Raw genomic sequence first — 20,275 nt, forward strand, 5'->3', positions numbered from 1 at the left:
CGGCGGGGCCGCCGCACAAAAACCACGGGCGGCCCCGGCCCATCTGAAGAACCCAAAGAATAACCACCAGGGGGAGGAAGCTCATGGCCCGAGTTGCAGTTGTCACCGGCGGGACGCGCGGTATCGGTGAGGCCGTTGCGGTCGCCCTGCGCGACGCCGGCTACAAGGTTGCCGCCAACTACGCCGGCAACGATGAGCGCGCCAAGGAGTTTTCCGCGCGGACCGGCATTCCGGTCTACAAGTTCGACGTGGCCGTGTTCGATGAGTGCAAGGACGGCTGCGCCCGCATTGCCGCCGATCTCGGTCCCATCGACGTGCTGATCAACAACGCCGGCATCACCCGCGACGGCGTGATGCACCGCATGACGTACGAGCAGTGGGAAGCGGTGATCCACACCAACCTGTCCTCGTGCTTCAACATGTGCCGCAACGTCATCGACAGCATGCGCGAGCGGAATTTCGGCCGCATCGTCAACATCGGTTCGGTGAACGGGCAGGCCGGTCAGTACGGTCAGGTGAACTACGCCGCCGCCAAGTCGGGCATCCACGGCTTCACCAAGGCTCTGGCCCAGGAAAGTGCCGCCAAGGGCATCACCGTCAACGCCATCGCGCCGGGCTACATCGACACCGACATGGTGCGCGCCGTGCCGCCCCACGTGCTGGAAAAGATCGTCGCCCGCATCCCGGTGGGCCGTCTGGGCCGCGCCAGCGAAATCGCCAAGGCGGTTCTGTATCTGGTGGACGACGAAAACGGCTTCATGACCGGCTCCACCCTGTCGGTCAACGGCGGCCAGCACATGTATTGATCGGACCCTCCCGTCCGGTCGTGCGCGAACCCCGTCCGGGATACCGGGCGGGGTTTTCGTTTGGGTGCGTTGATTGGTTCCAGCGCAGCGAAGCGGTCAGGGGGGAGCCGATCCGGTGCCGGGGCAGAGCCCCGGCGTCACGGCCTCAAATCATAAACCCCCGGCCTCTTGGTGTCGGCGGACACCACGGCACACCCCCCCAGCACCGGCCCCACCGGCAATTCCCCGAACACGGCCCGCGCCCCCTGGTCCCGCAGGCGCCCGGCAAAGCCGGCCTCGGTGCCGCGGGCGACCCAGGCGAAGCCGACCCAGGTGCTGCGCAGCGGCTCGCCGCCCGCGCGCACCACGGCGCTGAACATGGCCTCGTCGCTGGAGCCGGGAGGGAAGACAGCCAGCACGGTGCCGTCGGCTTCCGCCGGCAGTTGCGCGTCGGTCAGGGTGAAGGCCATGGCCCCCAGCCACACGGCCGCCACCACCCCGCCCAGGACGAGGGCGAAACCATGGCCGGGAAGCGTGCCGCCGGGGGTGCTCATGATGGGTTACTCCGCCGGAACGGCCACCGGGCGGCTGACCGGCCGCTCGACGATGGGCAGGTGCACCAAGGCCGAGGCGAGGCCAAGCGCGATGCTGAGCCACCACACCACATCATAGGTGCCGGTGCGCTCGAACATCACCCCGGCCAGCCACACGCCCAGAAACGATCCGATCTGGTGGCTGAAGAAGGCGATGCCGAACAGCATCCCCAGATGCCGCACGCCGAACATCACGCTCACCAGCCCCGAGGTGGGCGGCACCGTGGACAGCCACAGCAGCCCCATGGCGGCGGCGAAGGCCAGCACCGTCACCGGCGAGGCGGGGAAGGCGATGAACAGCGCGATGGCGGCGGCGCGGGCGGCGTAGATCAGGGCCAGCAGATAGCGCTTGGGCATCCGCGTGCTCAGCATGCCCGAGCTGTAGGCGCCGACCACGTTGAACAGCCCGATCAGGGCAATCGCCCACCCGGCCAGTGCCGGATCCAGGCCGATGTCCCGCAGATAGGGCGGCAGATGCACGGTGATGAAGGCCAGGTGGAAGCCGCAGACGAAGAACCCGGCCACCAGCAGCACATAGCTGCGGTGGGCAAAGGCTTCGCGCAGCGCCGCCCCCACGGTCAGGCTGGGACCGAGATGGGCGGTGGCATGCCCATCCTGCTTGCCGCTGCCGTCGCTCAGGCCGATGCTGAGCACGATGATCATGGCGGCGCTGCCGCCCAGCAGCATCATCGCCGTTGACCAGCCATAGGCGGCGATGAACGCCTGTCCCAGCGGCGCGAACAGGAACTGGCCCATGGATCCGGCGGCGGTGCCGATGCCGGCGGCCCACGCGCGCCGCTCCGGCCCCATGCGCCGGCTGAACGCCGCGATCACCACGGTGAAGGAGGTGCAGGCCAGCCCCAGCCCCACCAGAACGCCCGACGTCAGGTGCAGCATCAGCGGCGAATGGGCCAACGGCGTCAGCGCCACCCCCAGCCCATAGAGGATGCCGCCGACCGCCAGCACCCGCGCCGCCCCGAACCGGTCGGTCAATCCGCCGGCGAACGGCTGCGCCGCCCCCCACAGCAGGTTCTGCATCGCCAGCGCCAGGGAAAAGACGTCACGGCCCCAGCCGTTGGCTTCCGACAGGGGGGTGTTGAACAGACCATAAGTTGACCGCACACCGAAACCGATGGCGGCGATCATACAGCCGCACGCCACCAGCACCGCCGGGCTGCGCCATGAGGCGCTGTTGCTTTCCATAGCAGGAACCCTCCGCATCCGGTCCTTGCTGCCGATGAACAAGGCCGCCGATTTTTCCCAACTGTACCGGCATCGGCCCTGTGCGCCAAATTCATAAGGCGAAGGAATTTCATTCCGCAGCAGAATGATAAGGCAGGATCTCCTGCATCAATTCCTGGACCAGCACGTCGAACACCCGGTCCATGCGGCCCCGCTGGCGGGCGCAGACCAGCCAGACGGCGATGTCGATGGCGAACCTGTCCACCTCGAACGACACCAGCGCCGAGCGGGGATCGTGAAACAGGCGGGTGGGGGCCAGGGTGAAGCCCACGCCGCGCTCGGCCAGCGACAGCAGCAGATCCTGGTCATAGGCTTCCACCAGCACGTTGATGGGCAGGTTTTCCCGCTCCAGCGCGCGGGTCAGGGCGTTGCGGTAGCAGCAGCCCTCGGGCTGGAGCACCCACCCGGCCTCGTTCATGCCGGCCAGGGTGCGGCCGTGGCGGGCCAGCAGGGCGGGGGTGGATACCCCGCGCACCTCTTCCACCGTCAGCCGCTCGGCGGCCAGATCGGGGGGCGGGGAACTGTCGGAGGGCAGAAGCACCACGCCGCCGTCCAGATGGCCGTTGCGGATGTGCTCCATGATCGGGCTGCTCCAGTCCGACAGCAGCCGCAGCGTCAGGGCGGGGAAGCGGCGGCGCAGCGTGTCCAGCGGCGCCCCGGTCAGGATGCGGGCCAGCACGTGCGACGAGCCGAAACGCAAGACCCCTTGCGGTGCCGCGGTGTCGGTGAAGGCGTCGGCGAAATCCCCCACCGATTTCAGGATGCGGCGGCAATGGCCGAGCGCGGTCTGCCCATCGCGGGTCAGGGTCAGCGGCTTGGTCTGGCGGTCGAACAGCACGGTGCCCAGATCGGCTTCCAGCCGCTGGATCAGACGCGAGACCGCCGATTGGGTCAGGTGCAGGCGGTTGGCCGCCTCCTGCACCGACTGGGCCTCGGCAACGGCGATGAAGGCGTGGATTTCGTTGAGCTTGATCATGAGAGGCTTGACCGTCGGGGGCATGCCATGCCGGGATGGGGCAGTGTCGGCACCGTTGCGCCGCCCTGTCAAGACCCGCCTTTTTTGTCGGATTTTCCCCATGACGGATGACACGCCCGCCCAGAGCCGCACCTATCCCGCCCGCCCGTGGGTGGGCGTGGGGGTGATCGTGTGGCGCGGGGACCGGGTGCTGCTGATCCGCCGGGGCCGGGCGCCGCGGCTGGGGCAATGGAGCCTGCCCGGCGGCGCGCAGGAGGTGGGGGAAACCGTGTTCCAGGCCGCCGCGCGCGAGGTGCGGGAGGAAACCGGCCTGACCGTCCGCCCCACGGGCGTGGTCACGGTGGTGGACGCCATTACCCGCGACGGGGAGGGCAGGGTGGAATACCATTACACCCTGGTGGAGGTCGCCGCCGAATGGGAGGCGGGGGAGGCGGTGTGCGCCGACGACGCGCTGGAGGCCCGCTGGGCCACGGTGGACGAGGCCGCAAACCTGGTGCCGTGGGACGAGACGGAACGGGTGATCCGGTTGGCCGCCGCCATCAGGATCTCAGCCCCCTGACGAACCCCGGCACGTCCGCCGCCGGCAGGGGTCGGGCGATGTGATAGCCCTGCAGCCGGTCGCAGCGGAAGGCGCGCAGGTACAGCGCCTGTTCCGCCGTCTCCACCCCCTCGGCGGTCACCGTCAGCCCCAGCGCGTGGGCCAGGGCGATCACCGCATGCACGATGGCGGCGGCGTCGCGATCCTCCACCATGCTCTGCACGAAATGACGGTCGATCTTCAGCGTCTCCACCGGCAGCCGCCGCAAGTGGCTGAGGGAGGAGTAGCCGGTGCCGAAATCGTCCAGAACCAGCCGTACCCCCGCCGCCCGCAGCGCTGCGATCGTGCCGTGGGCCGTCTCCTCATGGGTGAACAGGGCGGTCTCGGTCAGTTCCAGCTTGAGGTTGTCCGCCGGCAGGCCGGTGCCGGCCAGGGTCTGAAGCACCAGCCGGGCCAGTCCGGGGTCGTCCAATTGCCGCCCCGACAGGTTCACCGCCACCGGCACGTCGGCTGTTCCCAATGCCCGCCACCCGGCGGCGGTTTCGCAGGCCCGGCGCAGCGCCCATTCCCCCAGCACATGGATGGCGTCGGTTTCTTCGGCCATGGGCACGAAGACGGCGGGGGGAACGGCGGTGCCGTCGGGCAGGCGCCAGCGGGCCAGCGCCTCGAACCCGGTCAGCGCGCCGGTGTGGGTGTCGGTCTGCGGCTGAAACACCAGCGACAGTTCGCCGTTCGCCATGGCTGCCCGCAGCCGCCCGGCGAACCCGCCGCCATGATCCGTCAGGCTGGGATCCGTCAGGCTGGGATCCGCAAGACCGCGATCCGTAACAAGGGGAAGGCTGACACCCATGGCACCGCACCCATCCTGCCGGTCAAAGCAACAAGTTTAGTTAACAATAAATTAATTGACCGGAACACGGGAAAAACGAAGATCCCCCGTGACAAGATGCGGTACGGACAGCCACGCCAAAGCAATACAGCCGCACCCCAGGGGGGCGCGGCTGTCCGCAAGAAAAGGGTAGGGGTGATCCGGCGGGATCAGACGTTGAAGCGGAAGTGGAAGATGTCGCCGTCGTTGACGGTGTACTCCTTGCCTTCCTGGCGCATCTTGCCGGCGTCCTTCGCCCCCTGCTCGCCATTGCAGGTGACGAAGCTGGTGAAGTCGATGGTTTCGGCGCGGATGAAGCCGCGTTCGAAATCGGTGTGGATCACGCCGGCGGCCTGCGGGGCGGTGGCGCCCCGGTGCACGGTCCAGGCGCGGGCTTCCTTCGGCCCGACGGTGAAGAAGGTGATGAGGTTCAGCAGGCCATAGCCGGCGCGGATCAGACGGTTCAGCCCCGTCTCCTCCAGCCCCATGGATTCCAGGAACTCGGCCTTTTCCGCCGGGTCCGAAAGCTGCGCCACCTCGGCCTCGATGGCGGCGGAGATGACCACGTGGGCCGCCCCTTCCGCCGCGGCCTTGGCCGCCACCTTTTCCGAGAAGCCGTTGCCGGTGGCCGCCGAGGATTCCTCGACGTTGCAGACGTACAGCACCGGCTTGGAGGTGAGCAGCATGAACTGCTTGAACACCGGCTTCTCGTCGTCGGACAGCTCCACCACGCGGGCGGGCTTGCCGTCCTGCAGCACCTTGAGCGCGCGCTCCATCAGGTCGGCCTTGACCTTGGAGTCCTTGTCGCCGCCCTTGGCCTTCTTCTGAAGGCTGGTGAGCTGGCGCTCCAGGCTTTCCATGTCGGCCAGCATCAGCTCCGTCTCGACGACATCGGCGTCGCGCAGCGGATCGACGTTGCCTTCCACATGGGTGATGTCGTCGTCCTCGAAGCAGCGCAGCACGTGGACGATGGCATCCACCTCGCGGATGTTGGCGAGGAACTGGTTGCCCAAGCCTTCGCCCTTGGACGCACCGCGGATCAGGCCGGCGATGTCCACGAACTCAAGCTGGGTGGGAATGGTCTTCTGCGATTTGGCGATTTCCGCCAGCTTGTCCAGCCGCGGGTCGGGCACGCCGACGCGGCCGACGTTCGGCTCCTTGGTGCAGAAGGGGAAATTCGCCGCTTCCGCCGCCTGGGTGGCGGTCAGCGCGTTGAACAGGGTTGATTTGCCGACGTTGGGCAGGCCGACGATGCCGCAATTGAAACCCATGACACTCTTCGCAAAAGAAACCGGACCGGACAGCCCGTTTTATCCTATGGCCGGCGGCAAAGCGCAAATGCCATTTGGGAACGGACCGTCCGGGGCAATGGACAGGCGGAATGCCCGCGGATATGCCAAAACCGCCCACGCGCATGGCACGGGGCGGTTGGCACAGCCGTCACGCAACACAGGCGCCGGAATGACGCGCGTTCGCGGAACAGAGCCGACGGCGCTGGGGTGGGAGGGCTTTAGTAGCCCTCGCGCTCCATGCGCTTGCGCAGCAGCTTGCGGGTGCGGCGCACCGCTTCCGCCTTTTCACGCGCGCGCTTCTCCGAGGGCTTCTCGTAGTTCCGACGCAGCTTCATTTCACGGAAAATGCCCTCGCGCTGCATCTTCTTCTTCAGGGCGCGGAGGGCCTGATCGACGTTGTTGTCACGGACCAGAACTTGCACGGTTGACCGTCACCTTTATTGAGCGGCCCAACCGGGCCGGCGTGGAACAAGATCGTTGGTGCGAAAACGCAATGAAACGGCAGCGCCCAAACCGGGCACATCCCGCTTCGTTGATTGGTATCTAACACGGTGAGGGGGGGATGTGAAGCGTTTTTATATTCTTCCCAAGGGGTGACGCGGCGGCGATTGCCTAATGGCCGCGAAGTCCCCAAATAATGGCGCATGTCTGTGTTGAGAATTGCCCGAATGGGGCACCCGGTGTTGCGTCGGACGGCGGTGCCTGTGACCAGCCCGGACGAATCCGCGTTGCGCGGCTTTGCCGCCGACATGATCGACACTATGCATGACGCTCCCGGAGTCGGGCTGGCGGCACCCCAGGTCTACCGGGGCATCCGCATGGTGGTGTTCCGGGTGCCCGCCGACCGATCGGGCGGGGAGGCGGTGCCGCCCACGGTGCTGATCGACCCGGTGGTGGAGCCGCTGACCAGCACCCTGGAATGGGGGATGGAGGGGTGCCTGTCGCTGCCGGGCCTGCGGGGGATGGTGCCGCGCCACACCCGCATCGGCTACCGCGGGCGCACCCTGGACGGCACGGTGATCGAGCGGGAGGCCCACGGATTTCACGCCCGCGTGGTGCAGCACGAGGTCGATCATCTGGACGGCATTCTCTACATTGACCGGATGGACGATTTGCGCCTTCTTTCCTTTACCGAAGAAGCGCATCACCTGATGGGCGAGCAGAAGGAAGAGCAGCCATGAGCACCCAGGGGAGCACGCACGGCGACACGCTGGAACGGACACGGGATCGGATCCTCGAATCGGTGTTGCCCAACGTGGTGTTCGACGGCTGGAGCGACGACGCCCTGCTGGACGGCGCCCGCATGGCCGACGCCGATCCCCTGACCGTCCGCCGCGCCTTCCCCGGCGGTGTGGAGGAGCTGATCGAGCATTTCGCCGCCTGGACCGACCGGGCGATGCTGGACGCCATGCAGGCTCACGCGCCGGACGGGATGCGCACCCATGAAAAGATCCGGCTGGCGCTGGTCTGCCATTTCCAGGTGCTGGAGCCGCACCGGGAAGCGGTGCGCCGGCTGATCGCCCATCTGGCCATGCCGCGCAACGTGGCGCTGGGGCTGCGGCTGCTGCACCGGACGGTGGACACCATCTGGTACGCCGCGGGCGACGCCGCCACCGACTTCAACCATTACAGCAAGCGCGCCCTTCTGGCCGGGGTGTTGAGTTCCGCGACCTTCTTCTGGCTGGACGACGCGTCGGAGGATCGGGCCGACACCTGGGCCTTCATCGACCGCCGTCTGGCCGATGTGGCCGGAATCGGCAAGGCCACCTCGGCGGTGAAGACGGTCACCGGTTTTCTGTCGCACCTGCCGTCCCCGGCCCGCTTCGCCCGCCAGATCCGCCAGCGCACCGGCCGCAGCGGCGGCCAGACGACCACCCATATGTCGTGAGGTTTCGCCCTTGCCCCCCTCTCCCCGGTGGGACGAGGGGGGGGTATCAGCGTCACTCCGCCTTCTTCTTCCGGGCGCGCTTCTTCGCCGCCGCCCGCAGGCCGGCGTCGAAGGCGGGGCGGGTCCAGGACAGCAGCTCCGCCCGGTCGTCCAGCGCCGATTCGGGCACCGGGTAATAGGACAGCGCCGTGGGCTTGTCGGCAAAGGGACGGAACGGCTCCAGCCCGGCGTCGAGAAACGCCGGGCGGTTCTGGTCGTCGGCCTTGACGTAGAAAACGCCCTCGGAGATCAGGGCGAACGGCACGCGGTCGCAGTACAGGCAGTATCCGCCGAACATCCGCCGTACGGTGATCTCGCCCATGGGCGCCAGCATCTCACAGATGTGGGCGGCGAGATCATCCAGCACGGCGCCGTCCGCTCACTGCTTCTTGCGGAAAGCGTCCAGGGCCACCACTTCACCGCGCTTGGGCGCCTCTTCCTTGTCCTCGTCCGGAGGGGAGTCGGTGGCCGGGTGGGGCGGAATGGCTTCCAGGTCCACCTCGTCCTCGGCGTTCAGCGGCTGGAACTGCAGGGCGAAATTCACCGACGGGTCGGCAAAGGTGGTGATGGCGGCGAACGGCACGACCAGCCGTTCGTGCTTGTTGTGGAAGCTCAGCGTGACGGCAAAATGATCGTCCATCACCTCCAGCCCATAATACTGGTACTGGAGAACGATGGTCATCTCGTTGGGGTACTGTTCGCTGAGGTACGAGGGAACAGCCACGCCCGGATAGCCGGTGCGGAAAGTCAGGTAGAAATGGTGGTTGCCCGGCATGCCGGCGTCCTCCACCTCTTTCAGGGCGTCGCGCACGACCCCCCGCAGGGCGGATTCGACCATTTTCTCGTAACGAAGCGGCTCTTTGGGCATGTTCTGGCGCAACCTTGGCCGAATAAGACGAGGGAAGTGTGGGCCTTCTGTTGCTAGGCGGCCCACGGCCCCACCTTAGAGTGCTACCCCCAAGGGATTGAGGTCGATCACCTTAACCGCATTACGCGGCGACGGCGACCGGAGCAACGTTGTCGTTGGCAACTATTGCAATGGCCCGATAACGGCGGAACCATGCCGAGCGAAAACCGTGTCTTTACCACGCGCGTCGATCCTATTTCGCCCCCATCACGGCCTTTAGCAGAGGCCCCCTCCGTGCGGAGGGTGATGGTGGAGGCGCCGGGTACCGCCCCCGGGTCCGCTACGCTTATTCCACAAGGCGTTTATCGCCATAGCCGGCTTGCACCGGCCCCCGTAATATAGGGACTTTCGTGCGCCATGGAAAGGGGGCAGTGACACCCTTCGCTCAACAGGCCGGGCGGCATACCCCCCATGACGGTTGGGGCAGACACGCCGGAACCGGATCTGTATAGAGTGCGCCCCAGTCATAAGGCCGGAGTTCCCATGTCCATCACCCCCGATCAGCGCGCCGACATCGACCGGGCGCGCGCCGCGTCCGCCGCCACCCGCCGGGCCACCGTGCCCGCCCTGGAAGAGATCCTGTACGAGCCGCTGCCGGTGCTGGACCACGGCTTCGTGCGGGTCATCGACTATATGGGTGACGATGCCGCCGTGGTGCAGGCCGCCCGCGTGTCCTATGGCAAGGGCACGAAGAAGGTCAGCGAGGATGCCGGCCTCATCAAGTATCTGATGCGCCACCGCCACTCGACCCCGTTCGAGATGTGCGAGATCAAGTTCCACGTCAAGCTGCCCATCTTCGTGGCGCGGCAGTGGATCCGTCACCGCACCGCCAACGTCAACGAATATTCGGCGCGCTATTCCATCCTCGACCGCGAATTCTACATCCCGGCGCCCGAACATCTGGGCGCCCAGTCCGCCGACAACCGCCAGGGCCGCGGCGCGGTGCTGGAGGGGGAGGAGGCCGCGCGCGTCATGGCCCTGCTGCGTCAGGACGCCGAGACCTGCTACGCCCATTACGAGTCGATGCTGAACCTGGACGCCGAGGGCAACCCCGCCGACCCGGATGCCCAGGGGCTGGCGCGCGAACTGGCGCGCATGAACCTGCCGCTGAATTTCTATACCCAGTGGTATTGGAAGGTTGACCTGCACAACCTTCTGCATTTTCTCTCGCTCCGGGCCGACGGCCACGCCCAGTACGAGATCCGCGTGTACGCCGAGGCCATGCTGGACGTGGTGAAGCGCTGGGTGCCGGCGGTGTTCGACGCCTTCAGCGAATACCGCATGGGCGGCGCCCACCTGTCGCGCACCGGGCTGGATGTGGTCAAGCGCCTGCTGGCCGGCGAACCGGTGACGCAGGAAAGCAGCGGGCTCAGCAAGCGCGAATGGCGGGAGCTGATGGACTCGCTGGGCCGCCCGGCCTGACCGAACGATCAAAACAGGGGGAACGAGGGATGAGCATGATGCGCGTTATGGCCGGGGCGGCCATGGCTCTGGCGCTGGCCGGCGGTGCGGTTTCGGTTCAGGCGGCGGACGGCAAGACCGTCGCCATCACCGCCATCGTCGAGCACCCGGCCCTGGACGCGGTGCGGGACGGCGTGATCGCCGCGCTGGATCAGGCGGGGTACAAGGCCGGCGCCGGCCTGACCATCGAGTTCCAGAGCGCCCAGGGCAACCCGGCCACCGCCGCCCAGATCGCCCGCCGCTTCGCCGGCATGAAGCCCGACGTGATCGTGCCCATCGCCACCCCCTCGGCCCAGGCGGTGGCGGCGGCCACCCGCGACCTGCCGGTGGTGTTCTCGGTGGTGACCGACCCGGTGGGGGCGCAGATCGTCAAGTCGCTGGACGCCCCCGGCGCCAACATCACCGGCGTGTCCGACATGGCCCCGGTGGCCGACCATCTGGCCTTGATCAAGGAGATCGTGCCGGCGGCCACGCGCGTGGGCGTGGTGTTCAACCCCGGCGAGACCAACTCCGTCTCCATGATCAAGGTGTTGAAGGACGCCGCGGCCAAGAGCGGCATGACGGTGGTGGAGGCCGCAGCCCCCAAATCCGCCGACGTGCAGACCGCCGCCCGCAGTCTGGTGGGCAAGGTGGATGCGGTGTACGTGCCGCTGGACAACACGGTGGTGTCGGCGCTGGAGGGGCTGCTGGCCGTGGGCGTCCAGTCCAAGCTGCCGGTGTTTTCCGCCGACAGCGACAGCGTGGCCCGCGGTGCCGTCGCCACCATCGGGTTCAATTACCGTCAGGTGGGCGAACAGACCGGCGCCATGGTGGCCCGCGTGCTGAAGGGCGAGAAGCCCGGCGCCATCCCGGTGGAGATGGCCCGCGGCTCCGATCTGGTGGTCAACGCCAAGGCTGCCGCGGCCATGGGCGTGACGCTGCCGGACTCGGTGACCAAGCGCGCCTCCAAGATTCTTCCCTGAAGGCAAGATCCTTCCCGAAAGGACGGTTGCGTCGATCATGAGTGACATCGCCTTTTTCGGGGCCGTCGAAATCGGGCTGGTCTATGCCCTGGTGGCGCTGGGCGTGTTCCTGTCGTTCCGGGTGCTGGACTTTCCCGACCTGACGGTGGACGGCAGCTTTCCGTTGGGGGCGGCGGTGGCGGCGACGCTGATCGTCGCCGGCGCCAACCCGTGGGCCGCCACCCTGGCCGCGGTGCTGGCCGGGGCGGGGGCGGGGCTGGTGACGGCGGTCTTGAACCTGCGGTTCCACATTCTGCACCTGCTGGCCAGCATCCTGACCATGATCGCGCTGTTCTCGATCAACCTGCGGGTCATGGGGCGGCCCAACGTCGCCATCCTGATGCAGGACACGGTGCTGACGCCCTTTTACGGGCTGGGGCTGCCGGAACACATCGTCCGCCCGCTGCTGGTGCTGGCCTTCGTGGCGGTGACGGTGCTGCTGCTGGCGTGGTTCCTGTCCACCGAGGCGGGGCTGGCCATGCGGGCCACCGGCGTCAACGCCCGCATGGCCCGCGCCCAGGGCATCGACACCGGGCGGCAGGTGGGTTTCGGCATCGCCCTGTCCAACGGGCTGGTGGGGCTGGCCGGCGCGCTGTTCGCCCAGACCAACGGCTTTGCCGACGTGACCACCGGCATGGGCACCATCGTGGTGGGGCTGGCGGCGGTGATCGTCGGCGAAACCGTGCTGCCGCTGAAGGGCATGGTGTGGGCGCTGGCCGCCTGTGTGGTGGGGTCGATCCTCTACCGGCTGGCGGTGCAGTTCGCCCTGTCGGCGGACGCCATCGGGCTTCAGGCTTCCGACCTCAACCTCGTCACGGCGGTGCTGGTGGCGGTGGCGCTGATCCTGCCGCGGCTGAAGGCCAGGCGCAAAACCCGGAGGGCGGCGGCATGATCGAGGTCAAGGATCTCCACGTCACCTTCAACCCCGGCACGCCGCTGGAAAAGCCGGCGCTGCGTGGCGTGAGCGTGACCATTCCCGAGGGGCAGTTCGTCACCGTCATCGGCTCCAACGGAGCGGGGAAGTCCACCTTTCTCGGCGCGCTGGCCGGCGACGTGCTGGCCGACGGCGGCTTCATCGCCATCGACGGCACCGACGTCACCCGCTGGCCCACCCCGCGGCGGGCCGGGCTGGTGGCCCGCGTGTTCCAGGATCCGCTGGCCGGAAGCTGCGCCACCCTGACCATCGAGGAGAACATGGCCCTGGCCGCCGCCCGCGGGCGCCGCCGGGGTCTGTCGCCGGCACTGGGCCATGGCCGGCGGGCGCTGTTCCGTGACCGCATCGCGGCCTTGGGGCTGAGGCTGGAAGACCGGCTGGGCGACCGCATGGGCCTGCTGTCCGGCGGGCAGCGGCAGGCGGTCAGCCTGGTGATGGCGGCGCTGTCGGGATCGAAGATCCTGCTGCTGGACGAGCACACGGCGGCGCTCGATCCCGGCACGGCGGAATTCGTGCTGCAGCTCACCCGCCGGGTGGTGGACGAGAACCGCCTGACCGCGCTGATGGTCACCCACAGCATGCGCCAGGCGCTGGATTACGGCCACCGCACGCTGATGCTGCACGAAGGGCGCATCGCGCTGGACGTGGCCGGAGAGGAGCGGGCGGGGCTGGACGTGCCGCACCTGCTGGCCCTGTTCGCCCGCCAGCGCGGCGGCGCGGAGATCACCGACGATGCGCTGCTGATGGGGTAAGGGGGCGGGCCGTCACTCCCCCGCCGTCAGGGGGGCGGCATAGCCGCCCACCGCCACCACCCGCCACAGAACCCCCGACGCCGGGTCGGGTTCCGGCGGCAGGGTTTCGGGTTTGTCGGCTTCCACCAGGAAGCCGCGGCCCGAATCGATATCCCCCTGGTCCAGCACCGATACCCCGCGCCAGCCCAGAACGCCGAGCGCCGTGCCCGCGGCCTTGGCCGAGGTGCCGGAATCGGCATCCACCGCCAGCAACAGCCTGTCCCGGCCCGACGGGTCGGCGTCGAACGGCGCCACCACGAATCCGGTGGCCCGCACATGGCCGGGGGCGGGGGGAAGGAAGGGCAGGCGGGCCACCACCCGCAGCCGCCGCCCGTTCACCGGCTCCAGCAGGCGGCGCCACCAGCGGTTCGAGTCGTCGCCCGAGTCCAGCTCGACCACCCCCACATGGGCCTGATCGGTGGCCACCATCTCCAGAAGCGCGTCGGGGGTGCGGGCGCGGACCATGGTCATGCCGGTGCCGAAATACTCCACCGCCAGCGGGGCGGCGATGGTCTCGTGCCCGGCAAAGGCCACGGTCAGCGTCTGTTCCACCCGAATCGACGCACCGATGATCTCGGTCCAGATGCGCGCCAGCGCCGTGGACGGCAGCGGCCCGCGGTTGTCCACCGCCAGCCGCCGCAGCAGCGCGGCCTGCCGCCCCGGCTGGAAGCCGCCGGGCTGGGCCTTGTCCGGCTCCACCCGCTGCAAGGCTTCCGCCGTCAGGGCGGCCCGCTGGTTCAAAAGCCCGAGAATTTGCGAATCCACCGTGTCGATCACCCCCTGGATCTCGGCCAGCGGGCGCGGCCCGGCCGGGGCGAGGGGCGGGATCAACTCGGCGGCGGACGACGGATCCGGCGGCGGGACCGGCACCGGAATGTGGGACGGCTCCTGGGCGGAAACGGGCAGGGCAAGCACCGTCAGCAGGGCTGCGGCGGACAGGATCGGGCGCATGCGGGCGGGTGGGGCAGGGCGGTGGAAACAGGCCGCCATGGTAGCATAGAACCGCCCCGCCCGCCGTCATCCCGCGGGCGTGACGCCGGGCGGGGCATGGGCGCGCAGACAATCCCCCAGCAGGCGCAGCTCCCCATCCCGCGGGCTGCCACGCCGCCACGCCAGCCCCATGCGCCGCGACGGGGCGGGGGCGGTGAAGGGACGGGTTTCCACGCCCGCGGGCGCGCGGGCGGCGGCCAGGGCCGGCAGCAGGGTGATGCCGATTCGCCCGGCCACCATCTCGCACAGGGTGTTGAGCGAGGTGCCGGCGAAACCGTCGCGGTCCCCGCCCCGTGCGTCAAAACCGCACACGGCCAGCGCCTGATCGCGGAAGCAATGCCCCTCTTCCAGCAGCAGCAGCCGCTCGCCCTGCAACGCGTCTTCGCTCAGGGACTCGTGGGCGGCCAGCGGGTGGCCGGCGGGCAGGGCCACATGGAACGGCTCGTCGAACAGCGGGGCCGATTCCAGCCCCGGATCGTCCACCGGCAGCGCCAGGATCAGCGCGTCCAGCCGCCCGGCCCGCAGCATGTCCAGAAGCCGGCCCGTCAGATCCTCCCGCAGCAGCAGCTTCAGATCCGGGTGCTCGGCGCGCAGGCACGGCAGAACCCCCGGCAGGTAATAGGGCGCCAGGGTGGGAATCACCCCCAGCCGCACTTCCCCCGACAGCGGTGCGCCCGCCCCGCGGGCGAAAGCGGCAAGATCGCTGACCTCCCCCAAAATCCGCCGGGCGCGGGCCACCACCTCCCGCCCTGCGGGCGTCAGCAGCACGCGGCGCTGGGTGCGTTCCACCAAGGCCACGCCCAGCGCGTCTTCCAACTGCTGGATCTGGGCGGACAGACTGGGCTGGCTGACGTGACAGGCCGATGCGGCGCGCCCGAAATGCAGCGTGTCGGCCACGGCCACGAGATAGCGGAGCTGGCGAAGGGTGACGGCATCAATCATCGGCCCTTCCTATCACAGCGGTTGGAAAAAACAATTGGACGGAGGCCGTTCGCCAGGGCATCGTTTGGAGACGTTCAAAACAGGCAAGCAGCCGGAAACAGACCATCGGCCGGACGGTTCCGAAAACACCGTTTCCGGCAAGTGCCGGCCAAACAGTTTGGTCTCGTTGCTTTTGCTTCTTTCTCCCGCCGGGTGCGCGGCGGGGGATCGGCCCGGAACCATCTCACCTTTGATCGGTGCTGGGATGGTTCCGTGGACGGGCGGGCGCCCTCATCTCCGGCCTCCTTGACGGTGCCCGCCCGCCCCTAAACCTGTCAGGGAAGCAACCCCGGCCAGAATTCGTTCAGCGCCGCGGTGCCCAGCGCCCAGGCGGCGAACAGCGCCAGCCCGACGCCCGTCACATGGTTCAGCACCGTCAACCCATCCTCGGTGATGCGGTGGCGCACGGCGGCCACCCCCGACGACAGCGCCAGCCACCAGCCGGCGGACCCGATGAACACCCCCAGCACCAGGGTGGCGGCATCGAAACGGTCGAGCTTGGCCCCCAGCCCGAATCCGGCGAACACGGCGATGAAGGCCAGGATGGTGGCCGGGTTGGTCAGCGTCAGCGTCAGCCCGGTGATGAAGCCGCGCAGCGCCGTGGCGTTCAGGCGGAGCGCGCTTTCCACCTCCTTCTCCTCCACCGCCGGCTTCTGGCGGAAGGTGCGCACGGCGACCGCCAGCATGAACACGCCGCCTACCACGCGGAACAGCGTCTGGTGCCCGGTCAGGAAGCTCAGCGCCGCCGACACCCCGAACGCCGCAATGGCGCCGTAGATGGTATCGGCCACCGCCGCCCCCATGCCGGTGGTGAAGCCCAGGAACGGCCCGTGCTCGATGGTGCGGCGGATGCACAGCAGACCGATGGGACCGACCGGGGCGGCGATGGCCACACCCAGGACGATTCCCTGAATCAGCACCAGCAGCAGATCCGTCAGCACGAGCGCGGCATCCTTGTCCCTGACCCCCGCTCCGGCACCGGTCCCCGCGGTGGGAACGGCCCGGTTCATGAGTCTTTTCCGATAGGCTGGGGTGATATCCGTCCCCCGCCGCCCAAGTCAACGCCCAGCCCCTGCATAAGAGGGTGCATTTCCCCAGTTCCCGGCGGCGGGTTGCGCGTTTATCCTTTGGTCCCGCAATCCGGTGAACGGTGGAAAGGGGCGGGGATGAAGGCGCTCAAGCGGGTTCTGGGGGTGGCGGTTCTTGTGTGCGCGGTTCCGGCGGGCGTGTGGGCCGCCGATTTCGTGCCCGCCGTGGTTTATGACATGGGCGGCAAGTTCGACAAATCCTTCAACGAGGCCGCCTACCGCGGGGCCGAGCGTTTCGCCAAGGAAAGCGGCATCGCCTACCGCGATTTCGAAGTCACCAACGAGGCCCAGCGCGAACAGGCGCTGCGCACCATGGCGCGGCGGGGCGCCACGGTCGTCATCGCCATGGGCTTTGCCCAGGCCGCCCCGCTGGACAAGGTGGCCAAGGAATTCCCCGCCACCAGATTCTGCCTGATCGACGAAAAGCTCGACCGCCCCAACGTCCGCTCCATCACCTTCAAGGAGCACGAAGGGTCGTTCCTGGCCGGAGTCCTGGCCGCCCTGGCGTCGAAAACCGGGACCGTCGGGTTCGTCGGCGGCATGGACATTCCCCTGATCCGCAATTTCCTGGTGGGCTATGAACAGGGCGTGCGCCACGCCAACGCCAAGGGCACCGTCATCGCCAACATGACCGGCACCACGCCTGCGGCGTGGAACGATCCGGCCCGTGGGGCGGAACTGGCGCTCAGCCAGTTCGGGCGCGGGGCCGACGTGGTGTTCGCCGCCGCCGGGGCCACGGGCCTGGGCGTGCTTCAGGCAGCAGCCGACGCCGGCAAGCTGGGCATCGGCGTCGATTCCAACCAGGACCACCTGCACCCCGGCAAGATCCTGACCTCCATGATCAAGCGGGTGGATGTGGCGGTCTATGACTGCTTCTCCGCCGCCAAGGCCGGCACCTGGACCCCCGGACATCAGGTGCTGGGGCTGAAGGAGGACGGCGTGGGTTATTCCATCGACGAACACAACCGCGCCCTCATCACCCCCGCCATGGAACAGGCGGTGGAGGAGGCGAGGGCCAGGATCGTCTCCGGCGCCCTGACGGTGCAGCCCTACCAGCCGTGAGCCACGCGGACCACCACACGCAGCCGGCGGCGGCGGATCCGGTGCCGGCGCTGGAACTGCGCGGCATCGACAAACGGTTCGGTGCCAACCACGCCAACCGCGGGGTGTCGCTGCGGGTGGACCGCGGCACCATCCACGGCATCATCGGCGAGAACGGGGCCGGCAAGACGACGGTGATGTCCATCGTCTACGGCTATCTCCATCCCGATTCGGGCGCCGTGCTGCTGAACGGGGAGCCGCTGGCCTGCCGCTCCCCCGCCGACGCCATCCGCCGGGGGGTGGGGATGGTGCATCAGCATTTCATGCTGGTGGACACCTTCACCGCGCTGGAAAACGTGCTGCTGGGGGCCGAGGGCGGGCGGATCATCGGTCCGGCCCTGGCCCGCGCGCGGACCGCCCTGGAGCAACTGGCCCGCGATTACGGGCTGGAGGTGGATCTTGACCGCCCGGTGGGCGAACTGCCCGTGGGTGCCCAGCAGCGGGTGGAGATCCTGAAGGCGCTCTACCGCGGCGCCGACCTGCTGATTCTGGACGAACCCACCGGCGTGCTGACCCCGCCGGAAACCATCCACCTGTTCCGCGTGCTGCGCGCGCTGCGCGGCCAGGGCAAGACCATCGTCATCATCACCCACAAACTCAGGGAAATCATGGCCCTGACCGACCGGGTGACGGTCATGCGCCAGGGCCGCGTGGTGGACACCCTGATCACGGCCGCCACCACGCGGGAGGAGCTGGCCGAACGCATGGTGGGCCGCACCGTGCCGCTGGCGGTGGAAAAGCCGGCATTCCCCGCCGGCAGCACCCCGGTGCTGGAGGTGGAGCGGCTGCGCGTGCGCGGCCCCGGCGGGGCGGAGCGGGTGCGCGGCGTCTCTTTCACCGTGCGGGCGGGGGAGGTGGTGGGCATCGCCGGCGTTTCCGGCAACGGCCAGTCGGAACTGCTGGAGGCGCTGGCCGGCATGCGCCCCTTGGCCGGAGGGCGGGTGCGGCTGAACGGCATCGACCTGACCGCCCGCCCGGACCTGTTCACCGCCGCCGGCCTGCGCCGGCTGGGCGTGGGCCATGTGCCGGAGGACCGGCAGAAGGTGGGGCTGGTCACCGGATTCCCGGCCTATGAAAACCTGATCCTCGGCCATCAGAACACCGCGGAGGCCGGCGGGCGGCTGTGGATGCGCTGGCGGGGGGTGAAGGAGCGGTGCGCGGCGGTGATGGAGCGTTACGACGTCCGCCCCCGCGATGTCGCCCTGGCGGCGGCCAATTTCTCCGGCGGCAACCAGCAGAAGCTGGTGCTGGCCCGCGAGATCGAACGCAACCCCGCGCTGCTGCTGGTGGGTCAGCCCACCCGCGGGGTGGACATCGGCGCCATCGACTTCATCCACCGCCGCCTGATGGACCTGCGCGCGGCGGGAAAGGCGATTTTGCTGGTGTCGGTGGAACTGGACGAGATCCTGTCCCTGTCCGACCGGATCCTGGTGATGTTCGACGGGGCGGTGGTGGGCGAATTGACGCCGGAGTCCGCCGACGAACGCCGGCTGGGGCTGATGATGGCCGGAGCGGCCCCCCATCATGCCGGTTGAACCGTGACCGATATATCACAAGCGGACGATGATGAAGTCGCCGTCGAAAAACCTTACTCACGTTAACAGTTTTTGAACGCACACCGCCAATATTCCGGTAGGCGCAGCATTCCCAGTCATGATGTTCCGCCGCACACTATTATCGAAAGACACAATTTCGTGACGGGGGCAGGCGTTTCTGCATCCCGTGGAAGAGGGTATTATGCGGCGTGTCCCCAGGCCCGAGGGCAAGACGGTTTCCAGGCGCGCGGAATCGCCGCCGGAACCGCTGCCCTGCGCCGCCGCCGCGAAGGCGGGGAATCACCCCGCCAAGACCGATTCCTGCACCAAAGCCAAGATCAGTTCCTTCTACCGCGCCCATTGGGACATCGCGCGGCAGATCTTCCTGCACGCGGTGGAGCATTCCGCGTCCAACGGCAGCCAGGGCGCAGCCCGGATTCGCCGGGCGATGGAGGAGATCGACCGTAATTTCCAGATCATCGGCCCGGCGCTCAAATCGGTGTGCGAGCAGTGCAAGGTGTCGAATCCGGCGCTGAACGACCGGCGCAAGGATTTCCTGACCCGCATGTTCGTCGCCAACACGGTGGAGTTGTCCGACGACGTGGGGGGCGGGCGGTTCCACCCCTACATCGTGGGCCTGCGCGCCGGGCTGGAAAGCATCCTGTCGCCGCAGGAGGTCGAAAGCCTGAACGAGCGGGCGCGCAACATCTATGTGCAGATCAAATCCGACGACGATGCGTCGTTCAGCCGGTCGCTGCTGGAGAATTTCGCCGCCAACGCCATCAACGAACAGGTGATCTTCTACGTGTTCGGGCGGTTCCGTTACTTCAACAACCAGCGCAACACCTTCATCTGCAACTTCAACCGCGCGCTTCAGGATGCGGGCGAGCGCTTTACCATGGACGACGCGCTGTTCAACGCCTTCTTCGGCATCCTGGCGCAGGTGGTGCAGGGGGACAAGGATCCCTATGACGAGACCGGTTTCAACATCCGGTTCGGCGACGGGGCTTACGAGAAATACCGCTCGGTGATCGCCCAGTTCAGCCGCTGGCGCGAAAGCGTGCTCGGCCCCGTTCCACCGCGGGAGACCGCCCCGCGGCGGCGGAATTCCCTCTCCCCGTCGGGGAGAGGGTAGGGTGAGAGGCGGATTTCGCGCGGAACGCCCGGCATCCGTTGCGAAGCAACTCCAAGCTTGATGTTTTGAGAGCCTGACGGCTCGATTTTCGGGCGTTCCACGCGAAAATCGGCCCTTTCCCCGGCGGGGA

The 20,275-nt window shown here is 68.2% G+C and carries 22 protein-coding genes and 1 other RNA gene; 11 read left to right on the top strand and 12 right to left on the bottom strand.

The window, feature by feature from the left end; genetic code table 11:
* Positions 1 to 83: 83 nt before the first annotated feature.
* Positions 84 to 806 carry an acetoacetyl-CoA reductase gene (gene phbB, locus M2352_RS08805; protein WP_264664122.1) on the top strand — a complete coding sequence of 241 codons (723 nt, stop codon included), beginning with the start codon at positions 84 to 86 and terminating at the stop codon, positions 804 to 806.
* Positions 807 to 943: 137 nt separating this feature from the next.
* On the opposite strand, the gene M2352_RS08810 is transcribed toward phbB, so the two are convergent.
* The 3 genes from M2352_RS08810 to M2352_RS08820 all read right to left on the bottom strand — a co-directional run bounded on the left by M2352_RS08810 (position 944) and on the right by M2352_RS08820 (position 3,596).
* Positions 944 to 1,339, bottom strand: a complete 396-nt coding sequence (locus M2352_RS08810; RefSeq protein WP_264664123.1) for a hypothetical protein — start codon at positions 1,337 to 1,339, stop codon at positions 944 to 946.
* A gap of 6 nt (positions 1,340 to 1,345) precedes the next feature.
* Entirely contained in the window at positions 1,346 to 2,581 is a 1,236-nt protein-coding gene (locus tag M2352_RS08815) for an MFS transporter (RefSeq protein WP_264664124.1), read from the bottom strand.
* Positions 2,582 to 2,690: 109 nt separating this feature from the next.
* On the bottom strand, positions 2,691 to 3,596 hold the full coding sequence (locus M2352_RS08820; RefSeq protein WP_264664125.1) for a LysR family transcriptional regulator: 906 nt from the start codon (positions 3,594 to 3,596) through the stop codon (positions 2,691 to 2,693).
* Positions 3,597 to 3,696: 100 nt separating this feature from the next.
* Here M2352_RS08820 and M2352_RS08825 point away from each other — a divergent pair, with 100 nt between their 5' ends.
* On the top strand, positions 3,697 to 4,155 hold the full coding sequence (locus tag M2352_RS08825; RefSeq protein WP_264664126.1) for an NUDIX hydrolase: 459 nt from the start codon (positions 3,697 to 3,699) through the stop codon (positions 4,153 to 4,155).
* On the opposite strand, the gene M2352_RS08830 is transcribed toward M2352_RS08825, so the two are convergent.
* The 3 genes from M2352_RS08830 to rpsU form a co-directional block, all read right to left on the bottom strand.
* Positions 4,136 to 4,984, bottom strand: a complete 849-nt coding sequence (locus M2352_RS08830; protein ID WP_264664127.1) for a putative bifunctional diguanylate cyclase/phosphodiesterase — start codon at positions 4,982 to 4,984, stop codon at positions 4,136 to 4,138. The two genes, M2352_RS08825 and M2352_RS08830, sit on opposite strands and share 20 nt — an antisense overlap.
* Positions 4,985 to 5,172: 188 nt before the next feature.
* Positions 5,173 to 6,273, bottom strand: coding sequence for a redox-regulated ATPase YchF (gene ychF, locus M2352_RS08835; protein WP_264664128.1), 1,101 nt, complete (start codon positions 6,271 to 6,273; stop codon positions 5,173 to 5,175).
* Positions 6,274 to 6,512: 239 nt separating this feature from the next.
* Entirely contained in the window at positions 6,513 to 6,716 is a 204-nt protein-coding gene (gene rpsU, locus M2352_RS08840; protein ID WP_012974546.1) for a 30S ribosomal protein S21, read from the bottom strand.
* A 222-nt stretch (positions 6,717 to 6,938) separates the two neighbouring features.
* Between rpsU and def the strand changes: the two genes are divergently transcribed.
* The gene (gene def, locus M2352_RS08845) at positions 6,939 to 7,475 is read left to right on the top strand and encodes a peptide deformylase (RefSeq protein ID WP_264664129.1); all 537 of its coding nucleotides are present in this window, start codon (positions 6,939 to 6,941) and stop codon (positions 7,473 to 7,475) included.
* Positions 7,472 to 8,182, top strand: coding sequence for a COQ9 family protein (locus M2352_RS08850; RefSeq protein WP_264664130.1), 711 nt, complete (start codon positions 7,472 to 7,474; stop codon positions 8,180 to 8,182). Before def ends, M2352_RS08850 begins: the two co-directional genes overlap by 4 nt.
* Positions 8,183 to 8,234: 52 nt before the next feature.
* On the opposite strand, the gene M2352_RS08855 is transcribed toward M2352_RS08850, so the two are convergent.
* The 3 genes from M2352_RS08855 to ssrA all read right to left on the bottom strand — a co-directional run bounded on the left by M2352_RS08855 (position 8,235) and on the right by ssrA (position 9,496).
* Positions 8,235 to 8,588, bottom strand: coding sequence for a TfoX/Sxy family protein (locus tag M2352_RS08855; RefSeq protein WP_264664131.1), 354 nt, complete (start codon positions 8,586 to 8,588; stop codon positions 8,235 to 8,237).
* Positions 8,589 to 8,600: 12 nt separating this feature from the next.
* Positions 8,601 to 9,089, bottom strand: coding sequence for an SspB family protein (locus tag M2352_RS08860; protein ID WP_264664132.1), 489 nt, complete (start codon positions 9,087 to 9,089; stop codon positions 8,601 to 8,603).
* A 35-nt stretch (positions 9,090 to 9,124) separates the two neighbouring features.
* Positions 9,125 to 9,496: a transfer-messenger RNA gene (gene ssrA / locus M2352_RS08865) on the bottom strand.
* A 115-nt stretch (positions 9,497 to 9,611) separates the two neighbouring features.
* Between ssrA and thyX the strand changes: the two genes are divergently transcribed.
* The 4 genes from thyX to M2352_RS08885 are packed head-to-tail and all read left to right on the top strand — an operon-like array spanning position 9,612 to position 13,276.
* Positions 9,612 to 10,550, top strand: coding sequence for an FAD-dependent thymidylate synthase (thyX, locus tag M2352_RS08870; protein WP_264664133.1), 939 nt, complete (start codon positions 9,612 to 9,614; stop codon positions 10,548 to 10,550).
* Between the two features lie 35 nt (positions 10,551 to 10,585).
* Positions 10,586 to 11,551 (top strand): ABC transporter substrate-binding protein, encoded by a 966-nt coding sequence (locus tag M2352_RS08875; protein ID WP_319802026.1) that lies wholly within the window; start codon positions 10,586 to 10,588, stop codon positions 11,549 to 11,551.
* A gap of 37 nt (positions 11,552 to 11,588) precedes the next feature.
* Positions 11,589 to 12,482 (top strand): ABC transporter permease, encoded by an 894-nt coding sequence (locus M2352_RS08880; protein ID WP_264664135.1) that lies wholly within the window; start codon positions 11,589 to 11,591, stop codon positions 12,480 to 12,482.
* Complete coding sequence (locus M2352_RS08885) at positions 12,479 to 13,276, top strand: ABC transporter ATP-binding protein (protein ID WP_264664136.1); 798 nt, start codon at positions 12,479 to 12,481, stop codon at positions 13,274 to 13,276. Before M2352_RS08880 ends, M2352_RS08885 begins: the two co-directional genes overlap by 4 nt.
* A 12-nt stretch (positions 13,277 to 13,288) precedes the next feature.
* On the opposite strand, the gene M2352_RS08890 is transcribed toward M2352_RS08885, so the two are convergent.
* The 3 genes from M2352_RS08890 to M2352_RS08900 all read right to left on the bottom strand — a co-directional run bounded on the left by M2352_RS08890 (position 13,289) and on the right by M2352_RS08900 (position 16,296).
* Positions 13,289 to 14,305, bottom strand: a complete 1,017-nt coding sequence (locus tag M2352_RS08890) for a chorismate mutase (RefSeq protein ID WP_264664137.1) — start codon at positions 14,303 to 14,305, stop codon at positions 13,289 to 13,291.
* A 27-nt stretch (positions 14,306 to 14,332) separates the two neighbouring features.
* On the bottom strand, positions 14,333 to 15,247 hold the full coding sequence (locus tag M2352_RS08895) for a LysR substrate-binding domain-containing protein (protein ID WP_264664138.1): 915 nt from the start codon (positions 15,245 to 15,247) through the stop codon (positions 14,333 to 14,335).
* Positions 15,248 to 15,561: 314 nt separating this feature from the next.
* A complete protein-coding gene (locus tag M2352_RS08900) occupies positions 15,562 to 16,296 on the bottom strand; it encodes a LysE family translocator (RefSeq protein ID WP_264664139.1) in 735 nt (244 codons plus the stop codon).
* A gap of 156 nt (positions 16,297 to 16,452) precedes the next feature.
* On the opposite strand from M2352_RS08900, the gene M2352_RS08905 reads away from it, so the two are divergent.
* The 3 genes from M2352_RS08905 (at position 16,453) to M2352_RS08915 (ending at position 20,145) form a co-directional block, all read left to right on the top strand.
* The gene (locus tag M2352_RS08905) at positions 16,453 to 17,436 is read left to right on the top strand and encodes a BMP family lipoprotein (protein WP_264664140.1); all 984 of its coding nucleotides are present in this window, start codon (positions 16,453 to 16,455) and stop codon (positions 17,434 to 17,436) included.
* The gene (locus M2352_RS08910; RefSeq protein ID WP_264664141.1) at positions 17,433 to 19,010 is read left to right on the top strand and encodes an ABC transporter ATP-binding protein; all 1,578 of its coding nucleotides are present in this window, start codon (positions 17,433 to 17,435) and stop codon (positions 19,008 to 19,010) included. Before M2352_RS08905 ends, M2352_RS08910 begins: the two co-directional genes overlap by 4 nt.
* A gap of 202 nt (positions 19,011 to 19,212) precedes the next feature.
* The gene (locus M2352_RS08915; protein ID WP_264664142.1) at positions 19,213 to 20,145 is read left to right on the top strand and encodes a hypothetical protein; all 933 of its coding nucleotides are present in this window, start codon (positions 19,213 to 19,215) and stop codon (positions 20,143 to 20,145) included.
* Positions 20,146 to 20,275 lie beyond the last annotated feature (130 nt).

The sequence above is a fragment of the Azospirillum fermentarium genome (assembly GCF_025961205.1).
Classification (GTDB): domain Bacteria; phylum Pseudomonadota; class Alphaproteobacteria; order Azospirillales; family Azospirillaceae; genus Azospirillum; species Azospirillum fermentarium.

Coding starts and splice junctions, on each gene's coding strand:
- phbB (WP_264664122.1), top strand. CDS start 84: ATGGCCCGAGTTGCAGTTGTCACCGGCGGGACGCGCGGTATCGGTGAG.
- M2352_RS08810 (WP_264664123.1), bottom strand. CDS start 1,339: ATGAGCACCCCCGGCGGCACGCTTCCCGGCCATGGTTTCGCCCTCGTC.
- M2352_RS08815 (WP_264664124.1), bottom strand. CDS start 2,581: ATGGAAAGCAACAGCGCCTCATGGCGCAGCCCGGCGGTGCTGGTGGCG.
- M2352_RS08820 (WP_264664125.1), bottom strand. CDS start 3,596: ATGATCAAGCTCAACGAAATCCACGCCTTCATCGCCGTTGCCGAGGCC.
- M2352_RS08825 (WP_264664126.1), top strand. CDS start 3,697: ATGACGGATGACACGCCCGCCCAGAGCCGCACCTATCCCGCCCGCCCG.
- M2352_RS08830 (WP_264664127.1), bottom strand. CDS start 4,984: ATGGGTGTCAGCCTTCCCCTTGTTACGGATCGCGGTCTTGCGGATCCC.
- ychF (WP_264664128.1), bottom strand. CDS start 6,273: ATGGGTTTCAATTGCGGCATCGTCGGCCTGCCCAACGTCGGCAAATCA.
- def (WP_264664129.1), top strand. CDS start 6,939: ATGTCTGTGTTGAGAATTGCCCGAATGGGGCACCCGGTGTTGCGTCGG.
- M2352_RS08850 (WP_264664130.1), top strand. CDS start 7,472: ATGAGCACCCAGGGGAGCACGCACGGCGACACGCTGGAACGGACACGG.
- M2352_RS08860 (WP_264664132.1), bottom strand. CDS start 9,089: ATGCCCAAAGAGCCGCTTCGTTACGAGAAAATGGTCGAATCCGCCCTG.
- thyX (WP_264664133.1), top strand. CDS start 9,612: ATGTCCATCACCCCCGATCAGCGCGCCGACATCGACCGGGCGCGCGCC.
- M2352_RS08875 (WP_319802026.1), top strand. CDS start 10,586: ATGATGCGCGTTATGGCCGGGGCGGCCATGGCTCTGGCGCTGGCCGGC.
- M2352_RS08880 (WP_264664135.1), top strand. CDS start 11,589: ATGAGTGACATCGCCTTTTTCGGGGCCGTCGAAATCGGGCTGGTCTAT.
- M2352_RS08885 (WP_264664136.1), top strand. CDS start 12,479: ATGATCGAGGTCAAGGATCTCCACGTCACCTTCAACCCCGGCACGCCG.
- M2352_RS08890 (WP_264664137.1), bottom strand. CDS start 14,305: ATGGCGGCCTGTTTCCACCGCCCTGCCCCACCCGCCCGCATGCGCCCG.
- M2352_RS08895 (WP_264664138.1), bottom strand. CDS start 15,247: ATGATTGATGCCGTCACCCTTCGCCAGCTCCGCTATCTCGTGGCCGTG.
- M2352_RS08900 (WP_264664139.1), bottom strand. CDS start 16,296: ATGAACCGGGCCGTTCCCACCGCGGGGACCGGTGCCGGAGCGGGGGTC.
- M2352_RS08905 (WP_264664140.1), top strand. CDS start 16,453: ATGAAGGCGCTCAAGCGGGTTCTGGGGGTGGCGGTTCTTGTGTGCGCG.
- M2352_RS08915 (WP_264664142.1), top strand. CDS start 19,213: ATGCGGCGTGTCCCCAGGCCCGAGGGCAAGACGGTTTCCAGGCGCGCG.